This is a genomic window from Pseudobutyrivibrio ruminis CF1b (assembly GCF_000424005.1).
Taxonomy (GTDB): Bacteria; Bacillota; Clostridia; order Lachnospirales; family Lachnospiraceae; genus Pseudobutyrivibrio; species Pseudobutyrivibrio ruminis_C.
This window is the reverse complement of record NZ_AUJB01000005.1, coordinates 26,664-42,567: the sequence shown is the minus strand read 5'-3', so window position 1 is coordinate 42,567 and position 15,904 is coordinate 26,664. Positions and strand designations below refer to the sequence as shown.

Annotated in this window: 14 protein-coding genes; all 14 read right to left on the bottom strand. The window is 39.4% G+C overall.

Annotation, left to right across the window (positions count from 1 at the left end; all coding sequences use genetic code 11):
* Nucleotides 1–15 precede the first annotated feature (15 nt).
* Nucleotides 16–1,500, bottom strand: coding sequence for a hypothetical protein (locus G592_RS0102055; RefSeq protein WP_028246340.1), 1,485 nt, complete (start codon nt 1,498–1,500; stop codon nt 16–18).
* A gap of 87 nt (nt 1,501–1,587) precedes the next feature.
* Nucleotides 1,588–3,051: a hypothetical protein gene (locus G592_RS0102050; RefSeq protein ID WP_028246339.1), complete on the bottom strand. Its 1,464-nt coding sequence runs from the start codon at nt 3,049–3,051 to the stop codon at nt 1,588–1,590.
* Nucleotides 3,052–3,087: 36 nt separating this feature from the next.
* Complete coding sequence (locus tag G592_RS0102045; protein WP_028246338.1) at nt 3,088–4,317, bottom strand: glycosyltransferase; 1,230 nt, start codon at nt 4,315–4,317, stop codon at nt 3,088–3,090.
* 13 nt (nt 4,318–4,330) lie between these two features.
* Entirely contained in the window at nt 4,331–5,266 is a 936-nt protein-coding gene (locus G592_RS0102040) for an AAC(3) family N-acetyltransferase (protein ID WP_028246337.1), read from the bottom strand.
* A complete protein-coding gene (locus tag G592_RS0102035; protein ID WP_028246336.1) occupies nt 5,267–6,355 on the bottom strand; it encodes a hypothetical protein in 1,089 nt (362 codons plus the stop codon). It abuts the gene before it with no gap.
* Nucleotides 6,356–6,399: 44 nt separating this feature from the next.
* Nucleotides 6,400–7,080, bottom strand: coding sequence for a Fic family protein (locus G592_RS0102030; RefSeq protein ID WP_036951559.1), 681 nt, complete (start codon nt 7,078–7,080; stop codon nt 6,400–6,402).
* 21 nt (nt 7,081–7,101) lie between these two features.
* Nucleotides 7,102–9,354, bottom strand: coding sequence for a YfhO family protein (locus G592_RS0102025; RefSeq protein WP_028246334.1), 2,253 nt, complete (start codon nt 9,352–9,354; stop codon nt 7,102–7,104).
* Nucleotides 9,344–10,471 carry an alanine racemase gene (locus G592_RS0102020; RefSeq protein ID WP_028246333.1) on the bottom strand — a complete coding sequence of 376 codons (1,128 nt, stop codon included), beginning with the start codon at nt 10,469–10,471 and terminating at the stop codon, nt 9,344–9,346. The genes G592_RS0102025 and G592_RS0102020 overlap by 11 nt, the downstream gene beginning before the upstream one ends.
* The gene (locus G592_RS0102015; RefSeq protein WP_028246332.1) at nt 10,471–10,698 is read right to left on the bottom strand and encodes an acyl carrier protein; all 228 of its coding nucleotides are present in this window, start codon (nt 10,696–10,698) and stop codon (nt 10,471–10,473) included. Before G592_RS0102015 ends, G592_RS0102020 begins: the two co-directional genes overlap by 1 nt.
* Nucleotides 10,688–12,214: an AMP-binding protein gene (locus G592_RS0102010; protein ID WP_028246331.1), complete on the bottom strand. Its 1,527-nt coding sequence runs from the start codon at nt 12,212–12,214 to the stop codon at nt 10,688–10,690. Before G592_RS0102010 ends, G592_RS0102015 begins: the two co-directional genes overlap by 11 nt.
* Before the next feature lie 8 nt (nt 12,215–12,222).
* Nucleotides 12,223–13,116: a hypothetical protein gene (locus tag G592_RS16855; RefSeq protein ID WP_051194719.1), complete on the bottom strand. Its 894-nt coding sequence runs from the start codon at nt 13,114–13,116 to the stop codon at nt 12,223–12,225.
* Nucleotides 13,117–13,139: 23 nt separating this feature from the next.
* On the bottom strand, nt 13,140–13,652 hold the full coding sequence (locus tag G592_RS0102000) for a KdsC family phosphatase (RefSeq protein ID WP_036951557.1): 513 nt from the start codon (nt 13,650–13,652) through the stop codon (nt 13,140–13,142).
* Nucleotides 13,653–13,654: 2 nt separating this feature from the next.
* The gene (locus G592_RS0101995; RefSeq protein ID WP_028246329.1) at nt 13,655–15,226 is read right to left on the bottom strand and encodes an aldolase catalytic domain-containing protein; all 1,572 of its coding nucleotides are present in this window, start codon (nt 15,224–15,226) and stop codon (nt 13,655–13,657) included.
* Between the two features lie 11 nt (nt 15,227–15,237).
* Nucleotides 15,238–15,900 (bottom strand): cytidylyltransferase domain-containing protein, encoded by a 663-nt coding sequence (locus G592_RS0101990; protein ID WP_028246328.1) that lies wholly within the window; start codon nt 15,898–15,900, stop codon nt 15,238–15,240.
* Nucleotides 15,901–15,904: the final 4 nt, after the last annotated feature.

The following is a 15,904-nucleotide window of genomic DNA, read 5'->3' as shown; positions in this document are numbered from 1 at the left end:
ACCTAATACCTCATTTTACTCAGTATACTTTAACTCAATTGATTTCTTTTTATAAAATACATTAATCATTATTTCATCTATAGGAGTTATAGAATCAAAAGATTGATCATATACATTGTCTGGTTCCAATCCAACGTATAAGAAATATGGTGACCATTCTAACGCTTTATCTCGTACAAGTACTACATTATCTTCATCACTATTCTCTATCTCAGACAATATTCCATCCCACATAGCATAGCTTTCTCTAATCAGTCCTGATTTTTTAACAATATCTATCTGCGGAATTTTAAGATATAAGCTCTGTGGAACTAACAATAAATAAGAGAACATCATAATTAATATTCCCCAACGTATTGATGTTATTTTATCAAGCTTAATATCATACTTTAATGCAAAATTCTGGCCAATCATCAATACGATAAAACACATACTCAACAGTAACAAATAATCCATAAGATAATATACTCTTACATCCATGTATGTGTTTGTATTTCCTTTACCCAAACAATAAGGAAGTATTGCTCCTATAACACCAATAGCAAATATTATCATATAAATTATTATATTATGCGATTTATCTTTTCTAGTCTTAATTCCGTAAAAGAAAATAAGCACAAACAATATTATAGCTAATGGGTGTGTTGTTATTATATCTTTCACCCTAACAATAGGATTTATAATAGCCTGCATAACCAATCTCCACATTGGAACTGTAATATTACCCAAATCACGACGCGCAAATGTACCGGGTGCAAAAACTACAGTTGATCCCATAACAATGTAGAATAAAAGAGGTACGATGTTTTTCAACCTCTCATGTTTATCTGTAAAACCTTTATAATCAATTAAATAATAATATAAATAAATTATTCCTATCGGTACACACAAAAATTCGTTTGTAGCAGGCAATATCCCCACTACAAACAACATTATGTAATCTTTTTTTTGTTTTCCCAATTTAAAGTATTTTATTATTGTAACATAAAGTAGCATTGTAACAGAAAACGGAATAGCATATGCAGTGCCACCTGTGTACCAATTATATACCTCACTATAATAGTAGGTAGACAAAAGTACTGCTACTATGAGAAATGTAATTATCTCTTTATTTTTTTCGCCAACAACTAACAAGTCAACAATAAATTTAATACTATATATTATTACATACATAGAAATAGCAAAAACAATAATTACACTCACTCCATAAATATGCCCTAAGTGTATATGCCATTTTGAATACAAGTTCAAAGGGTTAATACATTTTTGCAAGAAGAATATAAGCCATCTACAACTACCCTGAAAATATGTATGTTTTACATATTCCAAAGCATTTATAAACACGTTATTAGAAGATACAAATGAACCATATATAAAGTCATCAGATGCCGGTACCGAATAAAACATACTAAATAATATCGGTAATATTAAGCAAATATATCCGGCAAATAATAAGCCTTTAAATCTATTAATATGTTTAACCTTACTAATCAAGTTCATTTATTTTACCCTTTTTTAACCTTGTTGAAATATAAATGCTAATCTGAAACTGAGCCACTTTCAGATTGACAATCATAGTTGAAAATGTTATTCAGCTATTTTCATCTGAATTGATTTTTTACCATAATAAACATTTGGCATAATTCGTTCTTCATCATAAACCTTATCAGAACTTACATCAAAGACTTCACCATTTTGTATTCCTACTGAAAGAAAATATCTACTCCATTCTGGGACATAGTCTCTTTCTATTATCACATCATCTTCAGTTGATGCTTCTATTTCCTTCAAAACATCATCCCAATAATTAAAGCTCTCAGTTATTATCCCCCTGTTTCTCAATATATCAATCTGAACTATATTTAAATATGCATAATTCTGAATGATAGAAACATAAGCGAATAATATCAATGCTGTTATTACCATCAATTTATTTTTTGAATCAAATTCAAATTTGAATCGATAGCTTAAGTACTTTCCCAGCATTACACACAAAACCCCTAGTGAAACATGTAGACAGAAATCAAAAATATACTCCATTCTTATATCTAAATAAGTTGTATCAAATGCCCTTGCATAAATGTATGGGTATATAGCTCCTGTTATGATAATAATAAACAAAATAATTGTCTCAGGTATTCTCTTAACCTGCTCATGTTCGCTATTTGATAGAATTCCTATAAATATCAATATTGTAAATATTAATACAGCTAACGGATGGTCAACTATTAGGTCCTGAATTCTTATAACAATATCCTTAATATACTGAATAAAAGATTTTGAGATAGAAAGATCTAATTCATAATATCCCTGTCTAATCTTATTTCCTGGTGCAAAAACTGAAGATACACCGAGAATTATATACACTAAAAGAGGAGCAATATTCTTTATCTTTTTTCGAGGCTCTTCTTTTAATCTCTCCTCTAAGTCACAATAATAAATAAAATATACATATGTAATTCCTAATGCCACATCACAATATTCTATTGTGGCTGCAAAGAATCCAAATACAATGATTAACACATAATGTAACGTGCTTTTGTATCCCGATTCTGCATATTTAATCATTGCAGCAACAGCCAATACCACAAATGACATAGGAACAGAATACACCATTGCACCATTAAACCAGTTATAACACTCACTATAATAATTGGTACTTAAGAAAATTGTCATAATAAGAAATGTAACAAGTGATACATACTTTGACTCTTTTCCAAGCACTCTTTCAACGCACACCTTCAATCCAAAAATTATCACGACAGTAGTAACTATGAAAACTACTATCATAAAAAGACCATAATTGTGTCCAAGGTGAACATGACTATTTAAAGGATTTAATAATTTTGCTAAAAAGGTATTAACCCAACGTCCACACCATGTAGCCCATAATTGATATGCATAAACTACAGCCTGTATAAATGTACTTGTTTTGTCTGTTCTAATAGCATTTCCAAAATCATCACTTGCTGGAACTGAATAAAAAATAGAAAAACAGATTGGTATAAATAATATCAGATATAATAAACTATACTTGATTTTTTTCAGCATTAGAAAAACTCCTTTTATATCTTTTAGAAATATATCCTATGATTTTTGACTAACCTTCTTCTCAACTAACTCCCCAAATAAAATATTATACTTATCGTACATCTTCTTCTTTTCAAACTGCTGCACCTTATTCAGACAAGCCTTGCTTCGCTCCTCTGTCTTAGTACCCATAGCCTTTATCCCCTCTAAAAGGCCTTCCTTGTTGTACTTCTCCACAAGGATACCGCAGTCTTCATTTATCTCTTCCCTGCATCCGCCTGTATCGTATGTGACTACAGGTGTGCCGCAGGCCAGCGATTCTAATATAGTGGTAGGAAAATTATCCTCTATTGAGGCGTTCACGAACACATCTGCCTCTGAATAAATCTCTATCAGCTGCTGCACATTATTGGTGCGTGTGATAGGGATAATCTCCTTTGGAACCTCAGCCACCTGCTCTGGCTGCAATCCCACGATAGCCAGCACATAATCCTCTGGAAGGTGCTGCCCCACATATTTGATATCTTCAAAGCCTTTTCTTACCGTCCACTCCGAAGCAAGTGCAAGAACAAGCTTTTTATCTTCTATTCCATGAGACTTTTTAAAATCTCCCTTTGAAGGTGCAAACACAGTCAAATCAATACCATTGTTTATGACTTCTATTCTGCAATCCCTCAGGAACGATTCCTTGGCCAAATCTCCAAGCCATGCTGATGGTGCCACCAGCGTAAGGTTCTTACTGATTCCAGCAAAGAGCTCTTTCTTTAATTCGTAATTACGTTTTGAACGATCCATCCAAATTGACTTTGGATAACGTTTCTTTTCTGGGCAATCATGACACTGTGTTTTCCATTTATCACAACCAGCCAGATCAAAATATGGGCAGTGCCCTGTAAAAGGCCAGCAGTCATGCAGTGTCCACACTACAGGAATATCAGCCTCTTTTAGATACTCAAACAGTATTTTATAATTGCAAAAATAACCGTGGATGTTGTGAAGGTTCACAATGTCCGGATCATATTCTTTTAATCTCTTAACCAGCTTTTTTGTAGCTATTACAGAGCCAAGTCCGTGGGCATCAAACAATCTGGATACCACCAGATGCCATGCCAGATCCATCTTATTGCCAATCTTGTAGCGGTTTACTCCGTCACCTTCATTGGCCTGTCTGGCCCAGCATGCCAGTCCTTCGTTGCCCTCAGCCACAAAGTTCTTATATATATCATCACATATGGTGGCTGGGCCGCCGCCCTTACCACTCTCTGCATTAATTAACGCAAGCTTCATCTTTATTCTCTCTTTATTTCCTGTATCTTCTAGGAATCATATATACCAGCTTTCCCTTTTTAGAAAGCTTAATAAGGACATCCATCATCTCCTTGCAATCCTCTACCAATCCAAGATTGCAGTCGCCGATATATTCCTCTGAAAGCACATCTGCTTCCTTCAGGTATCCGGAAGTGCGCTCCTCCATACAATACTGAGCCCACATATCCTTCTGGACTCTTACTACCTTTTCTGATACCTCTCCGTCTATACGAACCTTATAGGTCACATCCTGGTACCAATCCTTTACAGGCCATTCATCACCCATTAAATCTGGAGCCATATGAGAGCCCATTGTGTTACTGCTGCTGGCCTTTACGCCTGCGAAAAGCAGCTTGGCATGGTTATCATAGCAGTAGCGCCATGCACTGGTCTTATCATAGACTGAGGTAGCCTCCATATCATGAGCCATCATTTCGTCAGCCTTTGGCCCCATGGCTGCCAGTGAATTATATGGAAATCTGGTGCGGATGACTCCATCCTCACATAAAAACTTATTTGGGAGCATTCCTGTCCAGCAGATAGTCTTCTTTGGATCGTATGGTCTGCTCTTTTCTGTAGGTGGTGTCAGGTTTGTAGTAGGAAAGCATGGGAGCACAAATGTGACACCCTTTTCTGCCACCTGTTTCTTCATGAAATCTATAAATTCCTCCGCAGTGATGCCTATAGTCTTCAGACCATCCATTGATGAATGGATAAGTACTATGTCATCCTGCTTTATAAAGGCATCTAGCTTTTGAAAGTACTGTACCTTCAGAATTGGATCTATTTCGGCTGGCTGGTCACTGCCAGAATGGGCCTTGCTGGCTCTCATTCTCTTAGCCATCTTTTTCAGTTCTGGGAACTTACCAAGGAATACTCTTGCTCCAACCTCAATAAATCCATAACGCTCTAAAAGCGAAAGTTTCATTTATTTATTCTCCTTCTTTATCAGAAGTGTCTTGTTATCGTATTTACGTAGTGCCTGACCTGTGATGTAAAGGTCTCCTTCACCTGCTGGGAACATAATGGTTCCAAACTGTCCCACACCCATAGGAAGAATATCTTTTGTGGCTGCAAATATTTCTTCACAAGTGAATTTGCCATCTTCATTCTTCACATAATATACTCTGGATTTTCTATCCTTTATTCCAGGTCCTGGCTTATGTGTAAACTCATATCTCCATCTAGGGAGCTTACTATCAGGTTCCACTGATGTGGAAAATACCATCTCGCTATCCGATATAACCTTTCCATAAATGGATGGTCCTGATATTTCTGCTATAGTCTGAATTTCTTTAGACTCAAAGTCTAGGTAATACAGATAGTTGCTTTCAAGTGGCGTGTCTGTGGTATATAGCATGCCTCCTTCTGTAGGAAGGGCTATACAAGCTCTATAAGCCTGCTTACCACTTACTATTACCTTCACATCCTGAAAGCCATTTCTGGCCTCATATATGCCTGATTCCGCGTCTTTATCGCCAGTTAGGATATAGACACAGTCTTTTTCTTTACATGGGACTAATCCATGAATATGGTATATGCTGCCTGCCGAAAATGTATAGACTACATTCCAAGAAGCATTATTATCCCTTTTATAAATATTTACAGCTGTACCTTCATGATTCAAAAAGTACTCGCCGTAATAAATACCATCTTCAAATCCGCTGATACCTTGTATTTTCACAAGGCTGAGTGGGTTGTTCATTTCAGCCCTGAAGCTATGCTCCAATTCTATCTGGCCATTTGTGCAGTCCACTCTGTATATAGCACCATGGTAGGTGATTAGTGCTGTGGTGTCATCTACGAAGATGCCGCAGCGGGGTTCCAGGCGAAGAGCTCGGGCAAACAGTCTTATTGAGCCCAATTTTTGCTTTAATGAACCTACTGGAATATAAGCTATTTTATATTCTTTACAGTTTAAGTCAGTAGATATAATCAACTTAGGGCCTTTACTGAATATAAAATATTTATTTGAGTAACAAATCAGTTTATTGTTTGAAACAATTTTTGATGTCATTTGTAATCAAAGGCTCTCCGTAGGAGAGGCTTCCTTTTCATAGGCTATTCTTTAATTCTATGTATTCCATCTAGGCAATGCTCAGCTACAAACATCTTTAAATCAGAATTATCATCTGATTCATAGTATTCCACAAGCTTCTGCTTGAATTTACCATCAAGCTCTACAGGGACATTAAAAATACCTTTGCCATGTTCGATAAGAATCTTGTTCATAGCATAGCTACCAACCCGCTTATTACCATCCTTAAATGGTTGCATTCGCATTATATATAGACCAATGTTAATTGCTTGATCTGTAATGTTTTTTGAAGTATCTACCTTGAGCATTTCACAAAGCTTATCAATATCTTCATTTGAAGGAATCTCTGGTCTCCAACTTGTACCAGAAATCATCACTTCATCTTCTCTAATCTTTCCAAGATATCTGTAGTCTACATCAAATCTGGCTATTAGGTTGTGGATATCTTCCAAAAATATAAGATTCAAATCTTTATTAAGATTATCCAATAGATAATGCCAACCATCTCTAAGACAGCACACCTTACTTACATCCTTAGGTTTTACAGATTCCACATTCACATCATTTAAGATATCCTGTGTCTCTGCAAATGTAACACCTATACCTTCAAGATTTGCCTGTTTGTATATAGAATCAACCAATATTCTTTTTGCACAGAAGATGTTTTCTTCCTGTGTCATATCAAATAAATCTGGGATTAACATTTGACACCTCATCCACTTCTATTAAGTATAAATTTTATCATTTCTTAGAGCAAATGTAAAAACAAGGAATAGCATCCAGCACAGCACAGACACTAGGGTTCCAAGCTTTAATCCTGGGGTGATATAGCTGAATTCTACATTGTGGTTTCCTGCTGGTACTTTGATGAGCATCATGCCACCAGACACTATGATATCAGTCTTCTCTCCGTCCACTGTGGCAGTCCAGCCTGTGTCGTATGGAACGCTGAAATATACGTATGTATCCTTATCGTAGGCTGTGACACATTTCATGCCATGGCCGTCTTTTTCAAATCCTAATACTGAGCCGTAGGTGTGCTCCACCACATAGTCAGATACACTGGTCTCGAAATCGATGTCCTCTGCCTTTTTCTCTGGAAGGTCTGATGTCACCTGAGTGTAAAGCTCATCTGTAGTACCAGCCTTATCCACTACCACACTATCAAGAAGTGCTATAGCTCTCTGTGTCACATCCAGCTTTCTAAGCTCATCCTCTGTGATATATGAATCTGCTGCAAAGCCGATAGGACATGCACCTCTTTCCATAAGGTACATGGTCTTATAGCTGGTAGGAAGCTCCTTTATAAGCACTCCTACACTCGGATCGAAAGCATAGAAATACTTTCCTGCCAAAAGCTCTGCCAGCCCTGGAATGTCGTTCTTTGGAATAGCTGTTACCTGAGCATAGTAATCAAACAGATCCTCGAAATCGCGGATGCTGTTTGTATCTGTGGAAGACTGATTTGAAAAGCCTGCCACATGAGCCACCATGCTTGTAAGATTCATGGTGTCATTTAATCTGTACTGACTGCTAGGAAGCTCTGTCTGCACAGCCGCCTCAAAGCGCATCTTATAATCCTTATAATCCATCCATGCGCATGTGCGATAGATATGAATAGTGGCTGTCATAAGCACCACTGAGAACACGATGAGAGATGTAAATACCACTCTGTATCCATCCTTTAAAAGTGCTGCATACAAATATGTGAGCACTGCGCCAAAAATAGCCACAGCCACCAGGATATAAAATCTCTTTGGATTGTAAATCATATCCAAATGGTTTGCTGCCACAGCCAGCACCACAATAAGCGCCAGGTATATTACCGAGCCTGCTCCTATAGCCTTCACATCTGGCTCCTCAAACATTTTTACTGTAGCAAGAGCAGCCATCAGTGTAAGCATGTACCACCAGCGCATCTGAGCTGCACTGTACATGTAGAACAAATCACTGAGTAGTGGAATAAAGCTGGCCACCAGACAGTAGATAAGGATCTTTGAAAGCCAATCCTTCTTTCTGCTAATGATGTAGGCAAGCACTAATCCCAGGCCCACCATAGGAAGATAAAAGCCATGGCTGGCGAAGCTCTGTGATTTCACAGCACTTATCTCTGTAAGTGTCTCTCCTGGAATCAGAAGTGCCTTTAGGATGTACAGGTAGTTTTGCACATCTGTAGTAAGCATGCTGATAATTCCTGAGAACTCACCTGTACGTGGGTTACCTGAAATAAAGATGATGTTTGGAATGAACACAAAGGCAGCCATTCCCACACCCAGTATTCCGCAGACTACACACTTCACTGCATCCAAGACCATGGTCTTGATATCCTTGCTGACAAAGCGACAAAGATAATATATCACTAGGAAAACCACCTCTCCTACAAAGAAGAAATAGTTGATAAAGCAATTTAAAAATATCGTAAATATGAAGAATTTATAATCCTTCTTTTCCTTGTATCTCTCCAACCCGATAAGTAAAAGTGGGAAGAAACAGATAGCATCATGGAAATGATAGAACAGCAGATTCACAAGTGAATAGCCTGAGAATGCATAAAGCACTGAGCCCATCACTGCCCATTTGCTGTCATTTACAAATCGTCTCAGATACAGGCATGAGAAGACGCCTGCAAAAGAAAACTTAAGCATGAAAAGCCATGCCACTATATAAGGGAAAGCATTTGCTGGAAACAGCATGCTAATCCAGAAAAATGGACTGCCCAGCTCATAAAAGCTAAAGCCATCCATTGTGGATGTTCCAAGATCGATATCCCAGCTGAAACCTGTGATGCCACTATCCAAAAGTGCATTGTGCAAACCGATAGTGAAAGGTATCTGCTGGTCGTTAAAATCATTTGTTAACACAAAAAAGCCCTCTCCCTTCACTACGAAGTAGATGAAAGAGAGAAAAGCTATTGTAAAACAAATTATTCCGGATTTTACGTAATCCTTTTTTAAGAAGTCCTTAAATTTAGTATTCATTATTAAATCGATATGACTCCATTCCTTCTCTTAAAAGTTTGAGCCCCATATCCTTGCTCTCAGCGTACACTGCTGGCATACGACGTGAAAGGAAAAGATTAGGTGCCTCTGTAATAGAATAAGCTCCACATCTATTAAAGGTAAGAACATCTCCCTCTTCCAAAGAAGACATCTCCACCTCGCGCACAAGAACATCTGCTGTAGTGCAAAGGCTACCTACGATACAGTATTTATCCTTTGCTGCTCTTGTATTGCTGACAGCTATCTCAGGAATCTTCATACCCTGAATCTGTCCGAAATAATTAAGATGATGAATACCACCATCTATAATAACGTAATTAACGCCCTTTGAAGGCTTAATCTCCTTAACAGTAGTCTCAAAGCGGCCGCATGTGCCGGCGATAAAACGTCCCATCTCGATACCAAGCTTCACTGTAGATTTGAAATCTGCGATGGCATCCATAGCTACTGCGAAGTTCTCAAAATCCTTATCGTCAGAAGGACCATCGAAATACTCCACTCCTGCTCCAGGACCAAACTCTAAGAAATCAATAGCTACACCTATCTCCTTAGCTGCATCTAATAGGCCATGTACATTAGCCTTATCTGCTTCGAACTTGGCAGCACGAGTCTTCTGTGTGCCAGAGAAATAGTGAATACCGGAAAAATCCACATGTGGGTAATCTGAAAGTGTCTTAAGAAGACCTACCACTGTGTCCTGATCCATTCCAAACTGATTGCCACTGGTGAGACGAAGAAGCACTTTTGCATGACAGTCTCTTTCAGCGCACACCTTTTCAATAAGGCGAAGCTGGCGAGGGCTCTCAGCTGTGATAATATCCACTCCGTACTCCACTGCCTCTGTGATATCCCATTCTTCCTTTAAAAGACCTGAATAAATAATCTTTTCAGGTGGAACAGAAGCTGCCTTACAGATAGAAAGCTCGCCAGGAGAACAAACCTCCAAATGGCGAACCATGTGAATAATATAAGGCACCAAAAAAGGGTTAGCCTTTATTGAATAGGTTAACTCTATATCTGGGATGAGGGACTTTATTCTGTCCACTCTCTGCTGCAATATATCGATGTTAAAAATATATGCTGGTGTATTAATCATTATTTCTGTAATGTCTCCACTAATGAAACCATAGCATCTAATGAATTAAAATGTGCTGCTGTAAGATACTGTGGCTCTACCTCAATATCAAACTCTGACTCAAACTGTGAAATGATAGCAACGATGTCGAATGACTCTAAAACACCGCCGTCTACTAAATTATCCTCTGTGGCGTAATCAATATCTGGTCTAACGCCCTCTAAAATTGCAAGAACTTTATCCTTCATTACTATACATCCTTTCAAGTTCCTTTAAATCTATTTTGCTGTTTGGCAGCTTAGGCATGCTCTCTAGATTAATCATCTTACGTGGTACCATGAAACCTGGTATGATTCCGCGAAGACCTGCAGAAAGCTCCTTAATAGTTGCCTCGCCTACATAATATAGCACAAGAACCTCGTTTTTGTCATCATAAATAACAGCGTTCTCTCCAACGCCTGCTATAGTAGCTGCTGCTGCCTCGATTTCATCAAGCTCTACTCTGTGTCCCATGTGCTTTATCTGGCGATCCTTACGGCCGTGGAACTCGATATTTCCATCAGGAAGAATACGTCCTACATCACCTGTCTTGTAGATTAGCTCTCTGTATCTGTTGTTTACAGGATTCTGGATGAAGTCCTGATTGGTTCTCTCTAGATTCTTGTAGTAGCCAAGGGCAAGTGTAGGACCTGTAACACAGATTTCTCCAAGCTCTCCCTCTTCTGGTACCTTTCCATCCTCGTCGATAAGGATGATTTTGTAATCGTCGTATGCTTTTCCGATTGGCACACTGTCGTATTCCATTGTGTGCTCGTCCACCACATAATATGTACATGATGCTGTTGCCTCTGTAGGACCGTACTGGTTTACAAACTTTGCATTTGGTAGGTTTGTTGTCCAGTATTCAAGTACTGGCTTTGTCATAACTGAGCCTGAGAAGCACACCTTATTTACAGTCTTAAGTGTGTCGTTCTTAAATGCATGAAGTGTATCAAGCAATGTCATAGAAGATGATGTCCATCCGATAGATGTTACTCCTGCATTATTCAAAGCATCAAAAAGCTTGTTAGGCTGCATGAAGAATTCCTTTGGTGTAAGGAATGAAGATGCACCTGTATATAATGGAATATAAATATCTCTGATAGCTGCAATGTAATCCAGTGGTGACTGATTTCCAAGTATATCCTCATCAGTGATTCCCATTACCTTTACATATGCTCTGATGTAGCAGATTACATTTCTGTGGCTGGCGATAACGCCCTTTGGAACTCCGCTGGAACCTGATGTGTAGATAATGTAAAGAGGATCAAGCTCTGTCATGTTTTCTCTTACTGCATCAAGCTTAGCCTGATCTGCAGGAGTCTTTTCCAGCTCCTCCACTGTAAGTACCTTTACCTCAGACTTGCCCACCTGCTCTAAGATACCCTGTACCTTTTCCTTTAAAGCCTCGCTTGTAACTACTGCTGCAGGCTCCAGGTTATCAAAGATTGAATTCAGTCTCTTGATAGGAAGAGTAACGTCGATTGGGGCGTAGATTCTTCCTGAGTATGCTACACCAAGGTAGCTGGCTATCATCTTTGGCTCCTTACCCATGACAACGGCCACTGGGCCCTCTGGGAGGTCTAAGTTTATGATGGCAGAGCCTACGGACTTAGCGAGGCATGACACCTCATCAAATGTGAGACTGTACTCAAGGTTTGAGTATACTGTTTTGTTTGGATATTTTGCTGTGCTATTTTCTAGCCATTCTAAAATATTTTTCATAATGTTACCTATTTTTGAAAAGTCTTTTTAAGGATTGGGATAGGCTTCGCGAGATTTCCGAAAACTGTCTCCCCATCTTTTACTGCACGGCCTACTACTGAGCCCATACCTACTGTTACGTTCTTTCCGATGTTGATACGGTTCTTTACGTTGGCGCCTACACCGATGAATGTGTTCTCGCCTACATCTACGAAACCAGCAAGTGTGGCCTGGGCAGCCATACATACATTTTTATGAAGAACGGACTCGTGTCCGATACTTACAAGGTTATCAAGCTTTACATTGTCTCCGATGACTGTCTCGCCACATGTGGCAAGCTCAATAACATCGCAGGCACCCAGCTCTACATTGTTTCCTATGACAACTCTTCCAAGGGATGGCATAGAAATCAAATCTCCCTTATCATCCTTTGCCTTTGTAAATGAATTACATCCTACTACTACGTTCTCGTTGCAGATAAAGTTATCGCCAATAGTAGCGTGCTTAATCTTTGCACCAGGAAGAATAAGTGCATTGTCACCAATGTGTACATTTGGTCCAATGAAGCATCCTGGATAGATGGTGCAATTCTCGCCCACTGAAGAATCAGATGTGATGTAATATCCTTCCTCCTCGAAAAACTCTGGAAGAGGCATGCGCACATCTCTGTAATCCATGGCGAACAGCGCGTATTCATACTGTGGATATTCGCAGAATACCACATGGTTGTTTGCTAAAATCTCATCTGAAAAAGTTATGTTATCTTCTGCAAAAACAAGACAATCCTTATGTCCCTCAAGAAAAGCTCCAAGGTGTTCTACCTGCTTTTTGATAAACATGAAGGTGTTATCTCTTGGCTCACCTACATAGGATGTTCCGTCAAGAGTCTCTATGAATTTTGCTTTTTCTTCTGCACTAATCATAATCTTTCCTCTCTATTTAAAAGCTAAACTCCTATTCCATAAACCTCTTTTGTGGCTGCTTCCCACTCACCTGTCTCTCGGAAATAGTGTTCCAGCACATCTCTGACAGCGCCGTGTCCGCCAGCTACTGTGCTGACGTAATTAGCTCTTTCTTTTATCTCGATACAGCTGTCTGCTGGGCAGCCGATGTATCCAGCCAATGCCATAGGTGGAAGGTCATTTAAATCGTCGCCGATGTACATTACCTCCTCCTTTGAGATGCCATTATCTGCTAAAAACTCCTTCAGATAGCTGGCTTTATCCTTAACGTTCTGGAACAGGTAATCCACCTTTAACTCTGTCATTCTGCGGGTGGTGGCAGCGCATTCTCTGCCTGTGAGAATCATAGTCTTTACACCGAGCTTCTTTGCCACAAAAATACCTGCTGCATCCTTGGTGCAAAATTTCTTCAGCTCATTGCCATTCTCATCATAGTAGATGCCCGCATCAGTAAGTGTTCCGTCCACGTCAATAATAATCAATCTAATCTTGCTCATTATTATTTCCTCTTAAATGACTTCGCATATACGGATGGAGTAAGGAACTCCACATTAAGCTTAGAGTAGCTGTTCTTTATAATCTCAGTTCTAAGCTCCTGATCATAGTCATCAGGGCGAACCTTTCTCTCAAGACTTGTCTCGTAGAAATTGTCCTCGTTTCTCTTGAAGCCATCAAAACCTGCGATGTAAATCTTCTTGTTCTCGCAAAGTCTAAGGAGATTTAAAAGCATCAGTGTGGAATCATCGCAGAAGATATCATCATGGTAAACAAGCTCATTTCTTGATACCACATATCCTGGATTCTCCACATCCTCCATAAGGTTTGATGTGATAATCATCTTGGACATATCTACATCTGCGTCATAGTGATAGCGCTTTGCATTTGAGAAGAAGTGATAGTTCATATCTGCTCCGTCATACATGAAGTTTACGGAGATGAGACATGCGTCCTTCTTCAGCTCATCGCTAAGTGTAAGAGTCTTCAGGCTGCTACCTGGAGCAATTACTACAATCTTATCAAACTTGTTAATCTCAGCCACAACAGCCTTCAGATCTGTCTCGTCATCGAAATTGGAATCCATGTATTTCTGGTAGATTCCCTCGATATAAGCCTCGTCGAAAATCTCTGATTTCTCAGGCTCGATTTCCTTTAAGAGACGGCTGATATCCTTTGTTCGAAGACGTTCCTTATCTGTAAGGTATTCTGCGTAAGTACGGTGCACACTGCACTGGGCAGAAAGAGCGTAAGGGATGGAATATCCCCACTTTGTCTTCTCATATATAGGCATGATAAATTCGTCGATAGCATCGTAAACTGGCTCGATGGCATAGGATGTATCGTACTCGTGGTTCATGTAATCCATGAACTGCTCGATGCAAAGGTTTCCAGGAACCTTTCCCATACCGAAAAGTGAACCGTCGATTGTCACGTCTCTCACTGGAGAGACGATATTTAAAATGTACTGTGCAAGAGAATATGCAAGACCTAAATTCTCGTGAAGATGAACTCCCAGTACAATGTTTTTATCTAAGTTGTGCTCAATCAGGTAGTAGATTCTTCCTAAATCTGACTGGCGCATGGCGCCGAAAGTATCAACGATGGAAAATCCATAAGGTTCCATTCTGTTGACCCTGTCGATAATCTCTAAATATTCCTGATCTGTAAATGAGCTGCCGTGGATTGGGTTGATGTATACCTTGTAATCCTTTTCCTTTAAAATAGCCAGCTGCTTCTCAGCCCAGTCGAACTCTGTCTTTCTAAATGAAAGGCGGATAAATTCTACTGTGCCATCATTTGGCTCCAAATGTGACAAATCCACATTGTCAGCCATCAGAGAAATCTTTGATGAGCCCATATCCTTTGGAAGATACTTTTTAAGCTCGCTGATGGTGTGGTAGCGCGCCACATCGTCGCCTGTCTCAGAATCCCATAAGAATCCTGCTTCTATTATATCTATTTTGGCCTTAACCAGATTTTCGATTGTGGCCTTTATTACGTTTTTACCAAAAGCGCCCTGATTGATATGACCACCGTCTCTCAGAGTGCAATCCAGTAATCTGACTGATCCCATATAAATCCTCGTTATTTCTTAATAAGTGACATGTATACTGCGTTTGCCAGCTCAAAATCCTCTGGGTAATCGATATCGATAGCCTCTATCTCGGAACACTCACAGATAAATGGATTCTCGCCTGTACGTCCGTGATACTTTTCGAACACCTCTCTTGTGAATACGTATGGAGATGAAAGCTCGCAATAATATGGCTTCATATCCTGTGTACGTGGTGCACAGTCAAGTGCAAAGTTCAGAGGCTTTCCATCGAACCACATAAAGTTCTGAAGCTTCTTTGCTGCAAATGCTGAATCGTACTTTCCGCTCTTTACTGCATTGATACAGTCTGTAAGGGTCTTCTTTGTGATGAAAGGAGATGTGGCATGATACATAACGTAAAGATCCGACTCCTCCTGCTCTAAGAATGCCTCGATGATATCTCCGCAGCGGATAGCCTGAGTGTCAAGTCTCTCAGGTCTCTGTACGAATTCTACTCCCTCTGGAAGGTACTCCTGAATGTCAGGATTGCTACAGAATACCACGATTCTGTCTACATCGCCATCCTTTTTTGCTTCAAGAGCTGTCATAAGAGGTACCTGGAGAAGGGCTGTGCCATCATCAAATTTCTTTAAGTTCTTTCCAGGTGTGCGCTCGTTATTGAGCTTTATAGGCATGAAAATTGTTGTTTTCATAATT